Source organism: Desulfobulbus alkaliphilus (assembly GCF_016918545.1).
Classification (GTDB): Bacteria; Desulfobacterota; Desulfobulbia; order Desulfobulbales; family Desulfobulbaceae; genus Desulfobulbus; species Desulfobulbus alkaliphilus.
This window is the reverse complement of sequence record NZ_JAFFQC010000153.1, coordinates 1-488: the sequence shown is the minus strand read 5'-3', so window position 1 is coordinate 488 and position 488 is coordinate 1. Positions and strand designations below refer to the sequence as shown.

Genomic DNA, 488 nt, shown 5'->3' with positions numbered 1-488 from the left:
GCCCTGGCCTTCTATGAAGAGAGCCTGCGCCTGCTCAAGGAGAGCGGCATCCCCTTCCTGCTGTCGGGCACCTATGCGGTAACGGCCTACACCGGCATCCGGCGTCCGACCAAGGATCTGGATGTCTTCTGCAAGCCTGGCGACTACCCCCGCATCCTGGCCTTCTTCCAGAAGCACGGCTACCGAACCGACGTCGAGGACGAGCGCTGGATCGCCAAGGTCTGGAAGGATGAGAAACACTTCTTCGACGTTATCTTCGCCATGTCCAACGGCACCATCGCCGTGTCCGACAGCTGGTTCAGCGAGGACCGGATCACCGTCTATGGCCATCAGGTGCAGATCACCCCGCCCACGGCCCTGATCCTGTCCAAGGTCTTTATCCAGGATCGCTATCGCTATGACGGGGCCGACGTGAACCACGTCATCCTGAAACAGTCCGACGCCATCGACTGGAAGAGCCTGCTGGACCAGATGGACCTGTATTGGGA

At 60.2% G+C, this 488-nt stretch carries 1 protein-coding gene; it reads left to right on the top strand.

The genetic code is table 11. From position 1 onward, the window contains the following. A partial coding sequence (locus tag JWG43_RS20700) for a nucleotidyltransferase family protein (protein ID WP_205244296.1) occupies positions 1-488 on the top strand: 488 nt, incomplete at both ends.